The sequence below is a fragment of the Pseudoalteromonas sp. HL-AS2 genome (assembly GCF_031198805.1).
Taxonomy (GTDB): domain Bacteria; phylum Pseudomonadota; class Gammaproteobacteria; order Enterobacterales; family Alteromonadaceae; genus Pseudoalteromonas; species Pseudoalteromonas nigrifaciens.
Window position 1 is genome coordinate 106,374 of record NZ_CP133572.1, and the last position, 21,172, is coordinate 127,545.

12 protein-coding genes are annotated in these 21,172 nt (G+C 36.8%); 4 read left to right on the forward strand and 8 right to left on the reverse strand.

All coding sequences use genetic code 11. The annotated features are described in order from the left end of the window. Window positions 1–412: 412 nt before the first annotated feature. The 3 genes from RB215_RS15385 to RB215_RS15395 all read right to left on the reverse strand — a co-directional run bounded on the left by RB215_RS15385 (window position 413) and on the right by RB215_RS15395 (window position 6,201). A complete protein-coding gene (locus RB215_RS15385) occupies window positions 413–3,559 on the reverse strand; it encodes a DEAD/DEAH box helicase (protein ID WP_309217373.1) in 3,147 nt (1,048 codons plus the stop codon). A 425-nt stretch (window positions 3,560–3,984) separates the two neighbouring features. Next, complete coding sequence (locus RB215_RS15390; protein WP_011329645.1) at window positions 3,985–4,947, reverse strand: transcriptional regulator; 963 nt, start codon at window positions 4,945–4,947, stop codon at window positions 3,985–3,987. Between the two features lie 15 nt (window positions 4,948–4,962). Further along, complete coding sequence (locus RB215_RS15395) at window positions 4,963–6,201, reverse strand: AAA family ATPase (RefSeq protein WP_011329644.1); 1,239 nt, start codon at window positions 6,199–6,201, stop codon at window positions 4,963–4,965. Window positions 6,202–6,973: 772 nt separating this feature from the next. On the opposite strand from RB215_RS15395, the gene RB215_RS15400 reads away from it, so the two are divergent. Then, window positions 6,974–8,188, forward strand: coding sequence for a hypothetical protein (locus RB215_RS15400; RefSeq protein ID WP_011330184.1), 1,215 nt, complete (start codon window positions 6,974–6,976; stop codon window positions 8,186–8,188). A 58-nt stretch (window positions 8,189–8,246) separates the two neighbouring features. Here RB215_RS15400 and RB215_RS15405 read toward each other — a convergent pair whose 3' ends face one another. Further along, the gene (locus tag RB215_RS15405) at window positions 8,247–9,122 is read right to left on the reverse strand and encodes a DNA replication terminus site-binding protein (RefSeq protein ID WP_089369317.1); all 876 of its coding nucleotides are present in this window, start codon (window positions 9,120–9,122) and stop codon (window positions 8,247–8,249) included. A 1,140-nt stretch (window positions 9,123–10,262) separates the two neighbouring features. Between RB215_RS15405 and RB215_RS15410 the strand changes: the two genes are divergently transcribed. After that, entirely contained in the window at window positions 10,263–11,612 is a 1,350-nt protein-coding gene (locus tag RB215_RS15410) for a class II 3-deoxy-7-phosphoheptulonate synthase (protein WP_172459254.1), read from the forward strand. A gap of 82 nt (window positions 11,613–11,694) precedes the next feature. On the opposite strand, the gene RB215_RS15415 is transcribed toward RB215_RS15410, so the two are convergent. Further along, entirely contained in the window at window positions 11,695–12,504 is an 810-nt protein-coding gene (locus tag RB215_RS15415; RefSeq protein ID WP_011330181.1) for a pyruvate, water dikinase regulatory protein, read from the reverse strand. Between the two features lie 313 nt (window positions 12,505–12,817). On the opposite strand from RB215_RS15415, the gene ppsA reads away from it, so the two are divergent. Then, window positions 12,818–15,193: a phosphoenolpyruvate synthase gene (gene ppsA, locus RB215_RS15420; RefSeq protein WP_089369316.1), complete on the forward strand. Its 2,376-nt coding sequence runs from the start codon at window positions 12,818–12,820 to the stop codon at window positions 15,191–15,193. Window positions 15,194–15,259: 66 nt separating this feature from the next. Here the strand turns inward: ppsA and RB215_RS15425 are convergent, their stop codons facing one another. After that, entirely contained in the window at window positions 15,260–15,469 is a 210-nt protein-coding gene (locus RB215_RS15425; protein ID WP_089369315.1) for a PGPGW domain-containing protein, read from the reverse strand. 147 nt (window positions 15,470–15,616) lie between these two features. Between RB215_RS15425 and RB215_RS15430 the strand changes: the two genes are divergently transcribed. Beyond that, entirely contained in the window at window positions 15,617–18,673 is a 3,057-nt protein-coding gene (locus tag RB215_RS15430; protein WP_309217376.1) for an FAD-binding and (Fe-S)-binding domain-containing protein, read from the forward strand. Between the two features lie 61 nt (window positions 18,674–18,734). On the opposite strand, the gene RB215_RS15435 is transcribed toward RB215_RS15430, so the two are convergent. Together RB215_RS15435 and RB215_RS15440 are read right to left on the reverse strand one after the other, a co-directional pair. Then, complete coding sequence (locus RB215_RS15435) at window positions 18,735–19,928, reverse strand: cation:proton antiporter (RefSeq protein WP_309217377.1); 1,194 nt, start codon at window positions 19,926–19,928, stop codon at window positions 18,735–18,737. Beyond that, window positions 19,928–21,139, reverse strand: a complete 1,212-nt coding sequence (locus RB215_RS15440) for a tyrosine-type recombinase/integrase (RefSeq protein ID WP_011330177.1) — start codon at window positions 21,137–21,139, stop codon at window positions 19,928–19,930. The genes RB215_RS15435 and RB215_RS15440 overlap by 1 nt, the downstream gene beginning before the upstream one ends. Between the last annotated feature and the right edge of the window lie 33 nt (window positions 21,140–21,172).

Consider the following 21,172-nt stretch of genomic DNA (forward strand, 5'->3'; position numbering starts at 1 on the left):
TTAAATTTATTTATATGTTGTTTAAGAGGGCTACTAAGTAATTTTTTGCAAAAAAAAGCCAACTCAAACGAGTTGGCTTAATCATTACTAAATTTAGTAACTAAATAGGGGGATCAACATGAAACTTGGTTGAACTGCAATTCAACCGCTAGCAAAATAGTAGACGCTGCATATTTAATTAAGTTCAAAAAAGTATAAAAAAATTAAACTTAAGTTTTGTGTAAAGCAGCCGTGTAAAAAAGGCATAAAAAAAGCCAGCCCTAAAGTGGGCTGGCTAAATCATTACTTATTTAAGTAACTAAATGGGAAATCAACATAATGCTTGGTTAAACTGCAATTTAACCGCTAGCATAATAGTAGACGCTGCATATTTAATTAAGTTCAAAAAAGATCTGAATATTTACAGACATTTTTAATCTTTAATTAAAGAGAGCATTTGTTGCTCGTCAAACTGGGTAAAACTCATTGATTTTTCGGTAAATAATGCATCTACAAGAGCTTGTTTATCTTGTTGCATTTTAAATACTTTTTCTTCAATTGAATTTGCCATAATAAGTTTATACACAAACACAGGATTAGTTTGGCCAATACGATAAGCACGATCTGTCGCTTGTTTTTCTACTGCTGGGTTCCACCAAGGATCGTAATGAATTACTGTGTCGGCTTGCGTTAAATTAAGCCCCGTTCCACCGGCTTTTAAACTAATTAAAAACACCGATGTTGCACCACTGGTAAACTCATCAATCACTTTATCGCGCTGGCGCGTTTGTCCGGTTAGTAAACTAAAGTTTATATTTATTTCTTTTAGGCGTTCAGCAATAAGATCGAGCGCAGAAGTAAACTGACTAAATATAATTACTTTTCTACCTAGGCTTAGCATTAGCGGTAAGCGATTACTTAGCCATTCTAGTTTTGCACTGCCAGCCTGAGTTGTTGGCTCTATTAATTTAGGGTGACAACAAATTTGCCTTAATTTTAACAGCGCTTCTAAAAAGGCGAGTTTACTTTTTTGCATACCTTGTTCAGAAAAAAGATCAGTTAGTTTTTCTTCTAATGCCTGAGTAATACTGTGGTACATTTCTTTTTGTTTTGGCTCAAATTCAAACTCTTTAATTAACTCTGTTTTTAGCGGTAACTCTTGTGCAACTTGCGCTTTAGTACGGCGTAATATAAACGGCATAATTAAGTCTTTAAGTTGCTGTGCTCGCTCTGCATTGCTCTCACGCTCAATTGGCGTTTGGAAGTGAGTTTTAAAATGCGTTTGCGAGCCAAGTAATGACGGCATAGCAAAATCAAGTAATGATTTAAGCTCGAATAAGTTGTTCTCTATTGGCGTACCACTTAAGCAAAGCTTAAAGTCGGCATTAAGGCGCTTCACTAAACGCGATACCTGCGCGGTATCGTTTTTAATATATTGCGCTTCGTCGAGTATAATATTTTCAAAATAAAGTGGTGAATAATACGCAATATCGCGTTTAAGTAGCGGATAAGTAGTTAATATACATTGTGCTTGCGCTACATTTTGTAATAACTCATTACGCTGGGCACCAAAAATAGTGGTTACTTTTAAGTTTTTAGCAAACTTGGTTATTTCTTTTTCCCAATTGCTTACTAGGCTTGTAGGGCACACAATGAGTGTAGGGCCTGCTTGCGCATTATTATAACTACTTGTTAGATAGGCAATAACTTGCAGAGTTTTACCTAATCCCATGTCGTCTGCTAAAATTCCGCCAAGCTGATGGCGTTTTAAAAAGTTTAACCACGCAACGCCTTGCTGCTGATACTCGCGCAATACAACTGAGTCATTTAACCCTTGTATAAGCGTAGTGGGGCGCGACTGGTCATTACTATTTAGCTCTTCTAAATAACGTGACAATGACTCGTCGTGTAGTTCAACATTTATAGCAGTATGACTTACCAGTTCAGGCAAGTATGAAAGCGGAATATTAAATTCATCTCTGGTTTTTATAAATTCAAATCGTTGTTTAAACTCATTTAACAAATGCAACGCTGCTTTATTTATAGCGCCAAACTCACGACCTATTGGGTAGTAATAAAACAACTCACTTTGACGATTTAACGATTCATAATGAGCATCTGTTTGATTAAATAATAATATAGCTTTAGCATCGTTTAATATAATTTTACACTGCATTTGATGCCCCGCAGTACGGTGTACATGCAAAGCTACTTGGCTTTGTGGGTTAACAGCATTTACTTTACTAACCGATACTTTCCAGCCTCGTTGAACAAAGCTAGGAAACACCTCATACACTAACCAGTGTAAGTGAATTGGCGATTGTTTATTAAAAATAAACTCACTTTGTAAACCCCCTTTACAAAAATCGAAACCTAAGTTTATTAGCTCGTTTTTTACGGTGTTTTCAAAAGCACTATTTACTAGGGTTTCTGGCGCTGTGCCTGCCAAATAATTTTTATTTTTATATTTGAACAATAACGAAAGCGTTAATCCTTCTGTCGACATTGTTACTTTTAAAACCGCATTACTTGAGAGTTTTGAAGTATTGTTTTTTTCATTAGTGGGGTGCGGAATAACACCCGAGCCAAAGTTATCGGCGAGTTGTTTATAAATACGGTCAAAATTAGTGTCGTGTAATGCTGGAATTGTTTGTAAATGAGCAATTTCGTCTGCACTTAAAGGGGTGCGAATGCGTCCTACTTTATAAGTATCAAGATCTAAATAAGTAGGTGGCGTTGTTTTAATTAGTGTCCAATTTTTGCTGTTTTCTAAATTAACTTTTAATTGGGTTAGATCTTTTACTTGCTGCCAACTAAAGCTTAACGCTTGCCCTGTTTGCGCTTTAATTGATACGCGTGATCGTTGTAAAAACAATCTTTCAGTTGCTATAAGCTGTTGCAGTGCGTTAAAACCCCATTGCCCTTTAAGCTCAATATTACCTACTGCATTTTGTGAACGTATCCAGCTAAATAATCTAAAGTCGCTTTCTAATAAATCGCTAGGAGTTACAAAGCTGTTTAGCTGTTGCTCGGTAAGGTTACGGCCTAAGGCATAGCTTTGATTTTCATCGTAATTAGCTATTTTGGGCGTTAAAAACACTTTATTGTTTTCTACATCTAATACAAATAAAAGCACTTGTGAAGGCGGTTGTTCGGTACTGTTTTTAAGTGCTCCGAGTTCAGTAAACCAATCATTAATAAAGTAGTCTTCGCCGTACTCACCCGAGTGTTCTATTTTAAGTTTGAGCAAAATAGCAGCTAAGTGGCGGCATTTTGTTTTAACATTACAGGTACAGTGAGTATCTACCGAATAACCAGTAGGTACTTTACTGATCTCAATACGTTGATTAAACGAAATACCTTTGTCGCCACGTACTGTTGAATCCACAACTGAAAAATCGCTATTATGCTCTAACCAGCTAATTTGGCCGTTTTTATAATACGCTTTACCTTTAGCCAATACGGCGGGCTTAAACAATTTTTTAATGAAGCGTTCAGAAAGAGGAAACTGGGTAGCCTGCTCATTTTTAATTTCTTCAAAAATAGCCATTAGATCAGTTTTAGATAAGTTAGCAGACATGTCACTCAAAGTATTAAATTTTAAAAACAATTTTTTTAGTATATGCCTTATATGCTCTGAGCTAAAGCAATATTAACGTTAAATAAACTGGTTGGAGCTGAGCGCTTAGTAAAAAATTGCTTTATAGCTAAATAATGCGCTAATTATTATTTATTTAAAATAAAACACACAGCTAACTCACAAGTTAAAAACAACTTACTAACACAAGGAGGGGGTTTACAGATCAGCTTTATACTAACAAAGCGCAAAACAGGTAGGATCTAAGATAAAAAGGTAATTTAGTTAGTAAAAAGCTGATCTAAAATAGGCAAGTAACTCTTTTATGCTTAAATTTTGCTATATGGGATCAGTTTTTTACTAACTTAAAGGGTGTACAGATCAATATTTAACTAAGCTAACACCCTTATAGATCATTATTTTACTAACTAGTTAAATGCAGCTAATAGCTTAGTAAGTTGTTCTAAGCGCTTGTCTGTCATAACTTTATTGTTTATTTTTACTGAAACATCACCATTTTTTAAACTGCGCTGTACTGAAACAAAGTTACTCTCAAGCACAACTTCACGTTTAACGGCTATTTGTGGCTCGGTAGTTAAATACTTAGTAATGGCCATTGCACGCTTGTCATCGCTTGCTGCTGCGTTTATGTCTTCATGGTTAGCAATGTCAGCAACTAGCAAGTTAAAGGCTGCTTGGTCGCGCTCCTTTGCGCTAATCAGCTTTTTAGCCACTTCACGGCCAACATGATTAGCTGTAGGGTAAAGTGCAACAACATCTGCAGGGATTTGCTCGAATGCTTTTATTGCATCGGCAACCGCGGTATGCGATACGCCTTCAATAACTGCAATTTCACGGTAAGAGCCTTTTTTACCTTGCTCAATTAATTCATTTTTAGTGTTTTGATAAGCTTGTCCAAGTTCCCACAAGCTAGGTGCTATGTATTGATCAGACGAAACAGCTAAAATTTTTGCATCTTGATCAGTAAAGTCGCTAGAGCTCAACACTAAATAATCGGCATTACCCAAAATGCAGGCTTTACGGCGGCGTGATCCCGCAAGTACTAAGCTTGTATCGCCTTGATCCCAAAGAAGTGCCGGGTGTTGATTACGGCCATCTTCTTTTATTGCCGGTAGAATATCGGATACCGACTTTTCATTTAACAGCGACTGTACACGGCGGTTTTTGCCATATACCTGGGTTGTTGACTCAATGTCACTATGGGAAATCACTTTACAAACTAGGGTAATTTCTCTGCTAGGATCACTTGGCGCTGGCATACGAATTACATCGCCTGCATTTGCTTGCTCTAATAAAGCATCAAGACTACTACTACCAACCGCTGTTGCAAAAGGATCTAAGCGGGTGTCATTTTTACGTTTTTTAGCCATTTTTGTTTAACATCCTTACTTAGGGGTATTTAGTTTTGATTGTGTAGATTGCCAATTAGAGCGGATCAGCATTTCAAGCTCATCAACTACATCTTTTATATTTTCTTGCGCACGCATTAACGATTCGCGACTTGCTAAACTATCTGATGCTTTTTGATCAAAAATAGTGTTAAACGAAGACGAACTCGCTGTAATTGCTGAGCTATGATTAATTGGGTAACTCATCACTTGGCGACCAAAGGCACTACGAACATCTTTAACGATATCGCGTTGCGAGTGGTTACCTTTTACATAGTTAGTTACTAAAAACTGCATAAAGTCCCATCCTTCATGGCCTAGGGCTGCAACTGTATGATAAATCTCACCTAAACGTTTTAAATATTTATTATTTGCATCAAAGTCTACTGCTTCTGGATGAACCGGTATTAGCATCGCTGTAGATGCCATTAACGCATTATAAAACATAAAGTTAAGTGTTGGAGCTGTGTCGATTAATAACACATCAAACTCGTCTTTTACTGGGTCAATTACTTTTTCAAGTAACTTATGATAATGACGGGTTTGTTCGTAATTTGAGGTGTCTTTGAGTAAAGTAGCTGTTTCATGTTCAAAATAAAAATCATCCATACCAGATGGTAAAACACGAATATTTGGAATATGCGTAGGTAAAAATGAGTTTGATACAAATTCAGGCCAGGTTTCCCCTTCGTCTAAATCAATACAATCACGCATTAAATCGCCAACGGTAATTGGATCGGGCTCTGCCGATGGAAAAAAGCTAGATGATGAACCTTGAGGATCTAAATCAATAATACCAATACGATAGCGTTTAATATTTGTAGTTGCCAATGCTGCTGCAATATTAACCATACTAGTTGTTTTACCACAACCGCCTTTTAAGGAGTTAATTACAATAACTTGCAGTTTGTCATCACCAGTACGGTGATCTGGCTGAATATCCATAATATCGGCCATAGCAAAAATATTTACCAAAGTGTAAGCGTAATGACCATTTGCACCACGTTTGATATTTAAATTATCAAAATCACCATTGTCGTGGCGTCTTTTTAAGGTACGATTGTTACAACCAAGCAGATCGGCAGCTGCTTTTTGCGTATAAGTTCTTAATTCTTTTTCTTCAGATTTAAGATGAGCGCGATAATGTTGTATACGTCCTTCTAGTGACTTTTCGGCAACTTCAGCTGTTGCTTTCAAAAGCCGGTAGGTACTTAGCGCATTATTATTGATAGACATACTTAATTCCTCAAAGTTAGGCTGTTAGTATAATGTCCATTCAATTTGCTGTAAACAACTATTTATAGTGACATGTGTTTTATAAACAAGACATCTAATAATATTTTTACATGCTTAATATCTCTTAGTATAAATAGAGAGGTTAAGTATGGTTAAGTATATAAGGTATTAAGGGATAGAGGCTTAAATAAAGGTCATAAACACATGATTTATATGAATAATAATAAAATAAGCAGATCAGCTTTATACTTGGTTAAGATCAGATCTTTATCTACTAGCAGATCAGCTTTTTACTAAGCTGAAAATTAAAATAATAGTTACACACAGGTTAATCATTAAGTTGTGCACAAAAAAGGTCTGTTAGATCAGTTTTATACTAAGTAAATTATAAAGTTATACACCGATTCTGTAGTAAAAGAAGGCTTTTAATTAGTATAGATCTGATCTGTAGTAGGTACAGATCAGATCTATGCTAACTCAATATGTGCTTATCCACAGGGCTTTTAGTTTTTTAGTTAATTTGTCGTGTTAAATATTAAAAATTTAGCTTTGTAATGGACAAAAATCTCACTGAGTTAGTAAAAATGAGATTTGTAACTGCCTAGTTAGTAAAATAATGATCTGAAATTGAGTTAATTAGCATCCGCTTAGTATAATAGTGATCCGAAGGTTTTATTTTAGCTCAGATCACTTTTATACTAACTTAAACATTTAACTTTTTTGTCTTTATGTGTTGTTATTAGCTGTCGCAATAAAAATGGAAATAACAACAATGAGCCGAAAGGTCAACATCTCGGTAGATAACTTGCCCGATACACTAAGGGGCCAAATTCACGGGGTGGAAAGTGCAATTGATAATGAAAGCTTAGCACTGTTTACAGATAATAAAGATGTGCGGATTTCGATAGAAAATGCAGCTCATGGATTACGTGCTTATTCGAATACTTTTAACCATTATGATTTATGGGGACGCTTTGTCCGTTCGGGGCATAAAAAATTACCATTAGAAGAAGCACCTAAAAAAACAATAATTACACGCAAAATATCTGAAAAAATAGATGGTATTTTGTACGACGGTGAATTAAAAATAACGCCGGCGGTTGTTAGCACACGCAAAGATGGTGAAGACGTAGAATATTTGGTTTGGCCATCAGATCGAGAAGAAAAAGTAGAACGTGCGCTGATCCGTTTAGCTTCTAAAGGTAAAATAGTAAAAATAAATTTTAAGTCCGGTATTCAATATGCTGTTGTTTTTTCAATGAACGAATTAGCACAAGAGCTGAAAACCGTTGGCCAATCTATGCCATATCCACAAATTAAAGAATCACTTGAAGCATTACAAGGCTCGAAACTTTCGTTTAAATATTCAGCAACAGACACCAAAAATACAAATATTGATGATTCATTTTACGAGTCGAACATGAACTTTTTATCGTCACTGCATTTTAGTGGAAAAAAAGGTCAAGGCGGAAATGTTAAATGTGTTGCGTGTTTAAATGCATTTGTGCATAACATGATTGATAACCTTGAATACAAAGGATATTACTTTAACAGCGCCCAAGAATTAAAACGCGGATTATCGCGTTGGATGATGCTGCGCTTATATCATCTTTGGCGTTATGCAGCGCCGGGTAAAACATACCATTTTAGATTACTGTCTATTATGGAAAAGTACGGCTCAATTTATTCAACGGATAATATTACCGAAAATAAATTAAAAGCGCTGCGTCGTGATATGACCACAACAATGAAAGATTTGATCGAGAAAGGAGCTATCTCTGAGTACAGTATTACCAATGTTAAAGACGATAAAACCGGTAATATTATTGACTACACTTACGAAATGCATCCATCAGACCAATTTTGTGATGAGATACTTACTCTGAATAAACACAATAAACGAATTGAAATACAAGGCGGTAAGCGTATTGTAGAAAATGCTGTGCTTATTGATGAAGACAAACTTGTTGAAATAGTAGATAAGTAATTTTTATTGCAGAGTCCAATAATAACAAAGGTCACCTAGCGTGACCTTTTTAACATAATCACTTTTCTACTTGTTCTAAATAAAGTCGATCTACTAAAAAATCATAGTCACGTTTTCGTGGATGACTTAATGGTTTTTCGTAATTTGGTAATACCCCAAGTTTTACGTCTGGTTCTGGGTTTATTAAAATAAAAGGTAGCGCCGCACTGACGTGATAACGGTTTTGCGCGGTATAACGCACATTTACCTGAGGGCTAACTCGAGTAGGGCGCCTAATTCTAAGTTTTTCTTTTTCACCTAAACTTGCTACCCGTAATTGCTCTTGTGCTACTAGCGCCTGCCATTTTTGCTGGTCGATCATTCTGGGGTTTCTATAACTAGCTGACTTTTGTAACATTTCGAGGGCCATTTTTTTGGTCAGTGTTTTAGTTGCATGTTTGTGCATCCAGGTAAATCGTACTGAAAAAGGCGATTCATGTTCACTATGAATTTTTCGATAAGCAGCCAAAGTAATTAAGTTGGGTACTGCATTATGCACCGCTTCAAAACGAGCATCGTTGTTATCAATAGCTAAAATACACTCTTTAAACGCTGCTTTTGCCTTATTTACTTGAGCAATTCGATTAATTAGTGCTTGTTTGTCAGCATTTTTTATAACTAATAGGCCAGGATGACGCTTTAAAACTCGGCTACTTAGCCCTTGTTTTTTATAAATGTCAGTAAAGGAATTTAATATAGCTTTATGTGCTAGTTCGCCTGATATTTTAGTAACTTTAATCGATTCGGCCACTTTATCTTCATCAACAGTGCTTATATCAGGAAGTTGATAATATTCGGCTTTTGTATATTCACATAGATTAAGCTCTTCTATTAGCCTTAATGTTAGTTCGCTCATTAAATCAAACTGACTTCTTATTTGTACTTTAGTTACCATGCAACCTCCAAAGAACACATCTTACCTAACTAATTATCGCACATAACCTTATCTTTGTTTAGCAAATAATTCTAGTTTACTCGGGGCTAAGTTTATCTAATAATCTAATTTAAGTATGATGTGTTCTTTGCAGCTTTGGTTAATTTTAAATCTCGTGCTTATGCATTTGAGTAGCTTAGCTCTTAATAATAATTCCCCAATACTCACATTTGTATACCGTTATAGGTTACAGCTAATAACGGCCTACTAGCTTCTGAGTGCAATTTAACTTTAGCCATGATTTGTAGTGAGGCTTTAAAATCAGGTTGATATAATTAACCGGCTCATACTTTGGGATACTTAAAATGTTTAGCTTGTGAGAACTGAATATACATTTATTAGTACCGGGCAGGGCAAACCATTTTGAGTTCCCTGTAGCTTAACTAATTAAGCAGCTAGCTAGTGCTGTTAATTAGTGCCGATCCAAACGTTCATACAAAGAGTAACTTAATATATTGCAGAGTATTCTATTATGCCTGGGTGAAATACAATACGTTGTCATGTCTATTTACACTACAGCATAAGATGCTGCAAAGCGTAAAACTTATACATATTAAAATAAGTTTTAACCTCAGTAATAACTGCCACTATTCACATTTTTATAAAAACTTAGTACTGAGACCAAATAAGTCTTTGTATTTTAACCTTAATCAGGGAGAGCTTTAGCCTAATAAACCCACTGTTTATAAACATCTAGTATATGTTGCGGTGGTAAATAAAACTCGCCTTAGCATGTATTTTTAAAAGTGCATAGTTATTGGTCAATTATTGTTTATATTAACTGTAAAGTTAAGAATACACATGGTGCAATTTAAGTATGATGTGTTCCCAGCTCGACCTGTTATAATAATTAACTCAGATTGAATGTAGGTCAACAACTAAAAAGTAACCATGATTAATCTTAACTTTATGTTTTTAATCAGTTATATTCTTTCTATTTATCATTTTATATTTGCGCTAAGGGCCCAACATATATGGCTAAATATATTAATTACCTAACCCATAACTAAATAATTAGTAAATAGTGAATTTAGTCCTTGAACAAACAGCCCTGCATACGTTAATTTCGTTGTATCAGGTAAATAGGAATGAGGAATGAATATGCAAACGTGGAACCCAAATAGCTGGAGAGAACTGCCAATATTGCAGCAGCCAAACTACCCAGATCAAGAATCACTTAAATCAGTAGAAGCGCAATTAAAGAGTGCTCCGCCTTTAGTATTCGCTGAAGAGACCAGAAGTTTATTTAAGCAGCTAGAAGATGTATGCGAAGGGCGCGCTTTTTTACTACAAGGTGGTGATTGTGCTGAGTCGTTTAGTGACTTTAATGCCGCTAACATTCGCGATACTTTTAAAACAATTTTACAAATGGCCGTGGTATTAACTTACGGCGGTAAATGCCCAGTAGTTAAAATAGCGCGTATGGCAGGGCAGTATGCAAAACCACGTTCAGCAGATTTAGAAACGATTGATGGCGTATCACTACCGTCATACCGTGGCGACATTGTTAACAATTTTGAGTTTACCGAACAAGCGCGTATTCCAGATCCACAACGCCTAATGACAGCGTATCATCACAGTGCCGCTACGTTAAACTTACTGCGTGCATTTGCACAAGGTGGCCTTGCTGACTTACACCAAGTAAACCGTTGGAATATGGGCTTTGTTGCGGCCAATCCACAAAAAGAAAAGTATCAACAGCTAGCTGATAAAATTCAAGATGCGCTTGAGTTTATGGAAGTGTGTGGTATTAATTCTACTATTGCACCAAGCTTAAAAGAAACCGATTTATACACCTCTCACGAGGCGCTATTACTAGGCTACGAAGAAGCACTAACTCGCCGCGACCATTTATCTGGCGATTGGTACGATTGTTCTGCGCACTTTGTATGGATTGGCGAGCGTACGCGTCAACTAGACCACGCGCACATTGAATTTTTTAAAGGAATTAAAAACCCAATTGGGGTTAAAGTTGGTCCAGGTATGGACCCTGATGATTTAATACGTTTAATTGATGCATTAAATCCAGATAACATTCCAGGTCGATTAACATTAATTACCCGTATGGGCGCAGATATACTCCCTGAAAAACTGCCGGCATTGGTACGCAAAGTACAACAAGAAGGCCGTAAAGTAATTTGGAGTTCTGATCCAATGCACGGTAACACCGAAAAGGCGAGTTCAGGATACAAAACACGTAGCTTTGATAACATCATGCGTGAGATCAGCCAGTTTTTTGCAGTGCATAAAGCCGAGGGCAGCTATGCAGGCGGCGTGCATTTAGAAATGACAGGCCAACATGTTACTGAGTGTACTGGCGGTGCGTACGGACTGTCTGACGACGATTTAGCACAGCGCTATAAAACCCAGTGCGACCCACGTTTAAATGCCGATCAAGTATTAGAGTTAGGCTTTTTAGTTGCCGATTTATTAAAAGACGCACGTAAATAAATAAAATAACTACCCTAAATACAAACGCCGCTAATTAAGCGGCGTTTTTTATACTTTTTAGTTAAGTTAACCGCTAAGTAAGTTAGTACTTACGGCGCTCAAGATCGGTATCAGATATAATCTTCGCTGATATTTCTTCAACTGAGTGATGAGTAGAGTTTAAAAATGGAATTCTATTACGCTTATACAGCATTTCTACTTCGCGCACTTCTATACGACATTGACGAATAGATGCGTATTTAGAATTAGCCATACGCCTATCTCTAATGGCAGCAAGGCGCTCAGGATCAATAGTTAAGCCAAATAATTTATGTTTAAAAGGTATTAAGCATTTAGGCAGGCCTTCAGTTTCAAGGTCGTCTTCGGTGATTGGGTAGTTAGCGGCTTTAATACCATATTGTAGTGCTAAATATAAACTCGTTGGGGTTTTACCACTGCGGCTCACACCGATTAAAATAATATCGGCCTCTCCATAGTTTTTAATATTACCGCCATCATCATTCATCAGCGCGTAGTTAACCGCATCAATTCTAAAATCATAGCTTTTTTCATGAATAGAGTGAGTTCGATGAATTTTTGGTACTGGCGCCACATTTAGTTCTTTTTCTATTTTTTCGCTATAGGTTGTCAAAAAGTCATAACACACTGCATTAGCAGAGCTAATAATTTCAGTTAAGTTGTAATTTACAAAGGTAAAAAATATTAAAGGCTTTTCACCGTCTCTTTTAGCCGTTGCATTAATTAACTCTTTAATTTGATGCGCTTTCTCTTCTGTTTCTACAAAGGGAATGGTTTTATGATTAAATTCAACAGGGAACAGTGACAAAGTAGCATGGCCAAAAACCTCAGAAGTAATTGCTGTGCCATCTGAAATATAAAAAGCAGTTCTCATAAATCCTCTTTTTTATTACTTTTAATTTTAAAATTAAGTTTCTCACGGTTTACGTGAGGACTGTTGCCAGTGTAGAATGGGTGTGACCTTTATAAAAGGTTTTCTTTCTTAACTCTCACAGTTATATCGATTGTATTAAGTAAATAGTCAATTATAGCGATAGGAAGCGCTTTATTAGCAACATAAAAATTAACAGGTAGTTGTTCTACATGAAAATTTTTAACTTGTTAATACAATGTCTAACTCGCTAAAATGATTAAATGTTAATTAGTTGGTATTTAGTACTACAATTTGTTTTTTTGGAGAAAGATCCGTGCAAGAATACGTTCTCTGGTATCAAGAGCTTGGTATGCAAGATGTTCCTCGTGTTGGCGGTAAAAACGCTTCACTTGGCGAAATGATTTCAAACCTAGCAAACGCAGGTGTACAAGTGCCGGGTGGTTTTGCAACTACCGCTGATGCTTTTAATGAGTTTTTAGATCAATCAGGACTCACCGCAAAAATTCACGATATTCTAGATACACTTGATGTTGAAGATGTGAATACACTCGCTAAAGTCGGTGCCGATATCCGCCAATGGATAATCGATACACCATTCCAACCTAATCTAGATAAAGCCATTCGCGAAGCATACAGCCAACTCCACGGCGACACAGCAGCCGATGTTTCATTTGCAGTACGTTCATCAGCTACTGCTGAAGACATGCCAGACGCATCATTCGCAGGCCAGCAAGAAACTTTCCTAAACGTTGTTGGTATCGACTCAGTAATGGTCGCTATTAAACACGTATTTGCTTCATTATTTAACGACCGCGCTATCTCTTACCGTGTTCATCAAGGGTACGATCACCGTGGTGTTGCACTGTCTGCTGGTATACAACGCATGGTTCGTTCAGATAAGTCAGCATCTGGCGTTATGTTTAGTATTGATACCGAGTCTGGTTTTGAAGATGTTGTATTTATCACATCAAGCTACGGGCTAGGAGAAATGGTTGTACAGGGCGCAGTAAACCCTGATGAATTTTATGTTCATAAACCAACATTACTTAAAAACAAACCTTCAGTAGTACGTCGTAACATTGGCTCTAAAGCCATTCAAATGATTTACTCAGAAGACAAAGCACATGGTAAGCAAGTAGACATCGTTGATGTTGCCCCTGAGCTTTCAAATAAATTTTCGATTACAGATGAAGAAGTGCAAGAACTTGCCAAGCAAGCTGTAATCATCGAAAAACATTACGGTCGTCCAATGGACATCGAATGGGCAAAAGACGGTAACGACGGCAAACTATATATAGTTCAAGCTCGTCCAGAAACGGTTCGCTCAAACGAAGATGCCAACGTAATGGAACGTTTTCAATTAAATGGCACCAGCAAGGTTGTTGTTGAAGGCCGTGCAATTGGTCATAAAATTGGTAGCGGTGTTGTTCGTGTTCTTAACTCAATCAAAGAGATGGATCAGGTTCAAGTAGGCGACATTTTAGTTACCGACATGACCGACCCAGATTGGGAACCTATCATGAAACGTGCTGCAGCGATTGTTACAAATCGTGGTGGCCGTACTTGTCATGCTGCAATTATTGCACGTGAACTTGGTATTCCAGCCGTTGTTGGCTGTGGTAACGCAACTGATTTAATTACAGCTGGTCAAGAAGTTACCGTATCATGTGCCGAAGGTGATACAGGTTTCATCTACGAGGGTATTTTAGACTTTGAAGTACTTACTTCACGTGTTGACGAAATGCCTGAGTTACCAATGAAAGTAATGATGAACGTAGGTAATCCAGATCGTGCATTCGATTTTGCTCGTTTACCGCATTCAGGTGTTGGCCTAGCCCGTGTTGAATTTATTATCAACCGTATGATTGGCGTTCACCCTAAAGCACTACTTAATTTTGATGCACAAAGTGATGCGTTAAAAGCAGAGATTACCGACATGATGGCCGGTTATGAATCTCCGGTAGAGTTTTATATCTCTAAATTGGTTGAAGGTATTTCTACTCTGGCGTGTGCATTTGCACCAGAGCGTGTAATTGTTCGTATGTCTGATTTTAAATCAAACGAGTACGCAAACTTAGTTGGCGGCCAACAATACGAACCGGAAGAAGAAAACCCTATGATTGGTTTTCGTGGCGCCGCTCGTTATGTGTCAGAAGCTTTCCGCGACTGTTTTGCACTAGAGTGTGAAGCAATTAAACGCGTAAGAAACGGCATGGACATGACTAATATCGAAATCATGATCCCATTCGTACGTACCGTTGAAGAAGGTAAGCGTGTTATTGAACTACTTGAAGAGCATGGCCTTAAACGTGGCGATAATGGTCTAAAAGTAATTATGATGTGTGAACTGCCTTCAAATGCACTATTAGCTGAAGAGTTTTTAGAGCATTTTGATGGTTTTTCTATCGGTTCAAACGACTTAACTCAGCTAACGCTTGGTTTAGACCGTGACTCAGGTTTAATCGCACATTTATTTGATGAACGCGACCCTGCAATCAAAAAGCTACTTTCTATGGCAATTAAAACAGCTAAAGAAAAAGGCAAGTATGTAGGTATTTGTGGTCAAGGTCCTTCTGATCATGAAGATTTTGCAGCATGGTTAGTAGAGCAGGGCATCGACTCTGTTTCATTAAACCCAGATACAGTACTAGAAACATGGTTATACTTAGCTGAAAAACTAGCTAAATAATTACTTTGTTTAATAAAAATGCCAGCTTTTGCTGGCATTTTTGTTTGTGTAATTTAAAACAAAGTTTTAACGAGCTAATTTTTTATCTAAATATCGGCACGATTTAGTTAACGCTTTTTGACAAAGTCTCAAATAATGCCTTGCTTTTGGGTAGTCAAAAGAAAAACACAATAACCCCGCCATAAAAAATATTAACGATGGTCCAGGTACAATCGCAAAAAATAAACCCAGTAACATGCACAATACACCGGCTAAAAGTAATAGTATTTTTTTCATAGTTAAAGCCCCCTAGTAACTGTTAACTTGAGTATAATTGCAGTGCGAATAAAATCGATTAAAAGAGTGTTACAAACTGTAAAATCTTCAATTTCTATTACCCCGCAGCATGATATAATTAATCAAATGCCTTAAAATATCGCCGTCATGATAGCAACTATTACACAGCAAGATGCCGCGACAGAAGTTGTCGCAAATTACTTAAGTACCATTAAAAATCAAGGGTTTACTGGAGACACTGACGCAAGTTATGCAACCCGCATAACAGCTTCAACCGATAACAGTATTTACCAAGAGCTACCGCAAGGTGTTATCTTTCCTAAAACCGAAAAAGATATTCAACTTGCGTTGCAAACAGCATCTCGCGCCCCCTTTTTATCGTTAACATTTGGTCCGCGCGGCGGCGGCACTGGGACTAACGGGCAATCATTAACCCCTGGTATTATTGTCGATTTATCACGATACATGCGTGAAATACTCGAAATAAACACGCAAGAAGGCTGGGTGCGTGTACAAACTGGGGTAATAAAAGATCAGCTTAATGACTTTTTAAAACCTTATGGGTTTTTCTTTTCACCCGACTTATCTACCAGTAATAGAGCAACCATTGGCGGTATGATCAGCACTGATGCTTCGGGTCAAGGCTCGCTAGTTTACGGTAAAACGAGTGACCATGTTTTAGGGCTAACAACTTATTTGGTCGATGGCACACCTATGTGTACTGCAGCTATTGATACAGAGAAAGCAAAGGTAATCGCAGAGCAAGACACATTAGTTGGTCATTTATACAAAACCGTTTTAGATATTGCACTAAATGAGCGCGAAGCGGTATTAGCTAAATTCCCTAGATTAAACCGCTTTTTAACCGGATATGACCTAGAGCATGTGCTAAGTGATGACTTACAAACTTTTGATATGAGCCGTTTAATTACCGGCTCTGAAGGATCATTAGGTATAGTTACCGAGGCTAAATTAAAGCTAACCCCCATTGCTGAATTTAAAACTTTAATTAATATTAAGTATGATAGTTTTGATTCTGCACTACGTCATTCACCATTTTTGGTAGCTGCGAGAGCAACCTCAGTTGAAACTGTCGATAGCAAAGTTTTAAACTTAGCACGCCAAGATATTATTTGGCATTCAGTATCGGACTTAATAACCGATATTCCTAATAAAGATATGCAAGGGCTCAACATGGTTGAGTTTAATGCTGTATCACCAGAGGATATAAAAGACAAAGTAGACACTTTGTGCAAACTATTAGATCAGTGCGTGGCACAGCAAACTAATGGTGTTATTGGTTACCAGCTAACCAGTAATAAAAGTGATATTTTAAAAATTTACGCCATGCGTAAAAAGTCAGTCGGGCTTTTAGGTAATGTAAAAGGCAGCCAAAAACCACTCGCCTTTGCAGAAGACACCGCGGTACCACCTGAAAACTTAGCTGATTATATAGTAGAGTTTAGAGCATTACTCGACAGCCATAATTTACAATATGGAATGTTTGGCCATGTTGACGCTGGAGTTTTACATGTTAGGCCCGCGCTCGATATGTGTGACCCAGAACAAGAAAAACTGTTGCGTGTTATTTCAGACGAAGTGGTAAAACTCACCGCTAAATACGGTGGTTTAATGTGGGGCGAACACGGTAAAGGGTATCGTAGCGAATATGGCCCAGCGTTTTTTGGCGAACACTTATTTACTCAGTTACGTAAAATAAAAACTGCATTTGATCCAAACAACCGAATAAACCCAGGTAAAATATGCACACCTATCGATAGTGAAGACTCACTAGTTAGTGTTGATGGACAAAAACGTTCATGGTTCGATAAACAAATATCTATTGATGTAAAAACAAGTTTTAATAATGCCATGACTTGTAACGGTAACGGAATATGCTTTAACTACGATGAAAACTCACCAATGTGTCCGTCGTATAAAGTAACCGGCGATCGCCGACATTCACCTAAAGGCCGCGCAAGTTTAATGCGCGAATGGTTGCGCCTGCAAGAAGCAAAAAATGTAGATTTACTTGAGGTCGAAAAGCAACTTAATAAAGGCGAAGTAATTACCTGGTGGGAACGTTTTGTTCACAGCCGTGAAAAAAACAAAGGCATTTACGACTTTTCTCACGAAGTTAAAGCTTCGATGGACGAGTGCTTAGCCTGTAAAGCATGTACTACTGCTTGCCCAATTAAAGTAGATGTACCTACTTTTCGTTCGCGTTTTTTAAATTATTATCATAGTTACTACGCACGTCCACTCAAAGATTACCTAGTGGGTAATATAGAAGTTAGTGCGCCATTAATGGCTAAATTTGCACGTATTATTAATCCTATAGTAAGTACAGACCTAGTTAGTAACATAATTAAAAAAACCGTGGGTTATGTAAATACACCACAATTAAGTATTCCCGCACTAACTAGTCGAGTAAACAAAGCTCATACTTTTAATTTTGAATTACTAAATAAATTAAGTGCTGAGCAACAAAACGAATATGTATTAATAGTACAAGACCCATTCACTAGTTTTTATGAAGCAGAATTAGTAGAGAGTTTTATTACGCTTATTACTCAGCTCGGCAAAAAGCCAATGTTATTACCTTTTAAACCCAATGGAAAACCACAACATGTAAAAGGGTTTTTGCATGAGTTTAAAGTAACAGCAAAAAACGCTGCGGAGTTTTTAAATAAACTTAACGATATTAATGCGCCACTGGTTGGTTTAGATGCTTCATTAGTTATGTGTTACCGCGATGAATACAATACAATTTTAGAAAATAATCGTGGTGATTTCCATGTGCAACTTGCTCACGAGTGGTTACAAACTCAGTCGTTTACGCAATTAAAAACAAAACAAAATACTAATACTAATACTGAATTTACTTTATTAAGCCACTGTACCGAAACTACTGCCTTACCAAAAGCTGCGAGTGTTTGGCAAAATATTTTTAGCGATATTGGCTTAACATTAAAAACAACCAGTACTGGTTGTTGCGGCATGGCGGGTACTTATGGTCATGAAGCACAAAACCAAAACAACTCGCGCGCACTATACGAAATGAGTTGGAGACCTATTGTAGATAAAAATAAACCCGAGCAACTGTTATCAACAGGATTTTCTTGTCGTAGCCAAGTTAAACGATATGAAAAATTTAAACCTAAACATCCAATTGAGTTACTTGCACACCTACTTAGCAATTAAACTTTATTAGGCTGATTAAAAAATGCGTAACTTTATAAATAAAATTACGCATTTTTACTTTTTACTTTCTAGCAAAACTATCTGCAATTGGCTTAGTAGTTATACCATGAATAAATACACTAAATAAAATAGTGGTCATAGCAATAGTTGCAATCTGATATTTATTTTCTATTTGAGTATCAATTACCATTAACGTAAATACTATCGATGCGAGTCCTCTTGGTCCAAACCAAGCAAAAGTAAATCGCTCTTTTATATTCAGTGCAGTAAATTGCAGTGACAACATAACCGGAATTATTCTGATCAAAGTTGCACTAAGTAAAGCATAAATGATTATTTCAAAACTGAGTTTTGGTAAAACCAAATAGGCACTTACAAAACCAAATAAACACCAAATTAATAATGCAGCAAAATCGGCTATGTGCTCTGAGTCTTCAACAATTTCACAACGTATCGATTCTGGAGAAAACCGGTCAAACAATAAACCTGCTACAAACACGGCAATAAAACCACTACTATGAAAATACTGTGTAATAGAAAATATCGCCATTGCAAAACCTACCAGCAAAAAAGGACTGGTTTTTTGTGCAAAATAATGGCGTTGCATAGCAAAGTTTAAAGTAGGAATAAATATCGCAACACTCGCAATTGCAATTAATAGCGCTATACCAAGTTCCCGAGTAAAAATAATCATAGTTTGTGAAGCTGTGATCCCAAGCTCGGGGTTATTAGCTAATAACAAAAAAATTAAAAATACAGGTACACATAAACCATCATTTAAACCACTTTCAGTATTTATTCCTTCGCGGATATTTTCGGGCACTTGTGTACTTTCTAATAGTCCTTTACTGAGTGCTGCATCGGTTGGTGTTAAAATAATTGCTAATAATGCAGCTTGAATAAGTGTTAACTCTGCAAATAAAAATAATGCAGTACCAATACCTAACAACAAGGTAAGGGGTAGGGCAACAAATAATAATAAACTTGGGTACTGATAACTATGTTTTAAAACGCTTAGTTTTGTTTTTGTAGCGTCGGTAAATAAAAACAAACTTAAAGTTAATTCAATTAAAGGTAATATATAAGCTCCACCATTTTTTAATTGTTCAACTTCCTCAGGTATAAACCAGGCAAGTGCTATTCCTCCAATCACAAAAAACATTGGGCCAGTGATTTCGGTTCTTTCTAATTGCCGGATTGTTAATGAATAAATTAAAAACAAACTGCCAATAAAAGTAATAACTAAATATTCCATTATATTTTCCTTTTTAAACCAGATTTTGCACGTTCTTTTATATTTGTTTGAATATAAATTTGGTCTGTAGTTGCTATTTTTGCGTGTCCTAAATCTTCAGATAAATGTTTGAGTGGTCGTGTTTGCGCATCGTGTGTTGCACCTGTATGTCTAAGCCAATGTGCGGTTGCTGCTTCAAGTTGTTCAGAGTCATCTTTAAAACCATCATCAAGTAAAGATTGCTGAGCTAAATCAAAACTTTGTTGTACCAAACGTCGTATTTGCCTAACTGTCATGCCACCTTGGCCACGGATTTTATGCACCAAAGGTTCAGATTCATCAACGCGTGGTAGGGCAGGTAAACCACGATAAAGTCGGTAGCGTTTTAAATATTCAACAAAATCATCGCTTAGAGTTACATCTCGTAATTTATTACCTTTACCCATAATACGCAAAAACCAAAAGCCATCGTTGTCTTGCCAAAAATGCGACATAACGGGCGACCATTGTGGCCGCTCTGACAATTCGGAGATCCGTAAATATAATCCTTTTAAACATGCCAGAGTAAATAAATTTCTTTCTAGATCCGGTTGTTGCTCACATAAGTCGCGCGTTACCCCAAACACATATTCCCATTGTATATCGCTTAGCGTATCGGGGATCTGTATTTGCGATTGAACCACTAAATAGGGACTATTCTTTTTTACTACAGGCACAAAATTGGCAAAGGTTTTTTCTTCTAAAATAGCAAATTTATAAAATACGTTAAGTGCAGTAAACATTGCCGATAATGTTTGTTGGCTAGCAATTGATTCTTTTTGGATGAAAGGGCGCCAATTTGTATTTAAACGACGAATACCTTGCTCGTCTTTATAACGCCATTGTACTGATGTTGTAGCCCAAGCTTTATCTGGTTCAACAACAAAATCTACATAACCTTCAATATCTTCGCGCTTTAAATCAAATACTGATTTTTCAGCCACTAACCATGCCCATAAATAAAAACGTTCAAGCTCACTTCTAAACCGACTATAGGTTGCTTCCGATTTGCGACCATAAACATATAAAAACTGGTATAAGAAGGTAAGATCTTGTTTTGATTCAGTTACAGTCAAGCCAACTTGCTGTATAAAGGTAGCCAGTTCTGGATATTCTGAATTTAAAGTATTATCTTCAAGATGAGCAATTTGATATCTCAATTGTTTTAACGTATCAACCAAAGCAACTAGCATAGTAATAAAATATTCAATAAAATAATAGACTTA